We start from the raw sequence: 2,081 nt of genomic DNA on the forward strand, positions 1-2,081 counted from the left end.
ATTACGTTATCCAATCGCAGCTGCTGCTCATCGATGATTTCCAGGGTAAAAGATTCTCTGGAAATATTTCCCAACAGATCTCTGGCGGTTATAACCAGTTCATGCGTTCCGGTTCTGAGCATTCCCTGCTCAAAGTTAATCGCAGCGACTCCTCTGCGAAAATCTCCGTCATCGAACTGAAACTGATGGTTAATGTTTCTGCGGCTCAAAGACTCCTTTACTTCCATTGTTAAACCCTCATCAGGGCCAATGCCTGCTACATCGATCCCGCTTTCATCCCTAACAAGCACCTCACAGCGAAGGGGCAGTGTTGATGTGATGCGGTTAGCGACAAACATCCCTGCCCGATCCATAGAGCCACTCTCATAAACTGGTCTGATACTGATTTGGGGACCTGTGGTATCGGTGATTTCTCTTTGATCAGTGCCACTAAAAATCAGATGATTCATTGAACCGGCACCAATTAAGGAATCCTGCCAGGCATAAGCACTGAGCATCACACCATCTGTATCAAAGGTTAAATTTTGGGGTAAGAGTATTGTTTGTTCAAAAGTACCTGAGTTTACGTTTGTTTGTCCCAAAAACACCGGTGCCCCCGGAAGTAGATATTCCGGATCAGAAAAAGTATACCCATCTTTCCTTCTTGATTTTTCATGTGGGTTAAAAATGCCAATCTGAACAAGACCATTATCATCACCAAATGATTCATCCACTGTACCGTTAGGAAAAGTAACCGTTCCTTTTACAGTAACCTGCTGAAGAGCTTTTAAACTATCTACGTTTTCTCCACTGTTATTTTGGACCTCAAGCTGGATTTCTCTTTGTACCGGATTGAGTCTGATAGAAGGATCGCCAAGCACCCCGTAAGCGAAGTTGTCTCTTTGTTGGGAACGGGCTATACTATTTACAAAAGATGCACCGATGGAATTATTGTAGTCTGTATCAAAGAGATATGAATAAAAGCTCAGGGCCAGAGCTTCATTTTGAGAGGCAAAAACTTCCCTTGTAGCAGAGACTGTAGCAATTGCACCAGCTCCCGGAAGCTTAACGAGTAAGGATGATAATCCATCGCTATCAGGTTTATCAAACTTACCGACAGTGCAGGAAAAGGAGTTAATAAGAGCATAGCGTCCCTGATTATAAAAGGACAGAAGATTGTCTCTGGTAAAGATATGTTCATCAGTCCAAACATCTGCAGAACCGTGCCCAAAAAAGTTAACCACAGCAACGCCACTGTTAACCTCATTGATCAGCGCACGGGTAGCACCAGGTTTCTCAAATCGTGCATTAGTTTCATATTCAAACAGATTTACCGTTCTTTCATCGGTATAGGGTCTTAAGCTATACATTGTTTCCATAACTTTTTCTGTAGACCTAAGGTGGTTTATGGATTCTCCTACCGGCTGACCTTCTCTATATACCACATCATCATCGGTGACCATAAGTACTCTGTTTCTCCAGGGGCCAAAATCAGCCACTCCAGGCTTCTCGGTCTCAATAATCTTATCAACCATGGTCTGAGCCTCAAAAGCATTTTTTACAGGTAAACGACCGAGAAAAAAACTTGAAACAAACTGATTATTAATACTCCTGCCCGGATCATGCAGCACGAAAAACAAATCCTTACAAACACCGTTTATTTGAGCCGTAGGAAGAAAATTTGTTTCTCCGGTTCTGATTTTTTTGTAATCATAATGCCCTGAACCAAATAAAACCACATAGTCCAGTTTATCACTATCGCTCCAGTATCGGTTCACATAAAGCAGAAAATTGCGCAGTGCAACAGGATCAGTATTGCCTCCGGAAAAATGCCGGTACACATCCTCGATGAAAACTATTCGAGGGCTGAAAAAGCCCATCGATTCCTTGTGAGATGCCAGATCCACTGCAGCATCGTTAAATAGTGGATGGGTTATAATCAAATAGTCACTATGATTGGTACCGTTTCTCAAATCTTCAATATGATAGGATGATTGCGATTCGATTCTAAGTTCCTGTAAATCCATATCAGCGATACTTATAAAGCTCTCCTCAGAAGCAATAAAATACCTGACACCAAGACCACCGGTATCATTCCAAAC

At 42.3% G+C, this 2,081-nt stretch carries 1 protein-coding gene; it reads right to left on the reverse strand.

Annotated elements, in window-relative coordinates; all coding sequences use genetic code 11:
* On the reverse strand, positions 1 to 2,081 hold a 2,081-nt coding region (locus tag QA601_18825), incomplete at both ends, for a C25 family cysteine peptidase (GenBank protein MDG5817157.1).

This window comes from Chitinispirillales bacterium ANBcel5 (assembly GCA_029688955.1).
Lineage (GTDB): Bacteria > Fibrobacterota > Chitinivibrionia > Chitinivibrionales > Chitinispirillaceae > Cellulosispirillum > Cellulosispirillum alkaliphilum.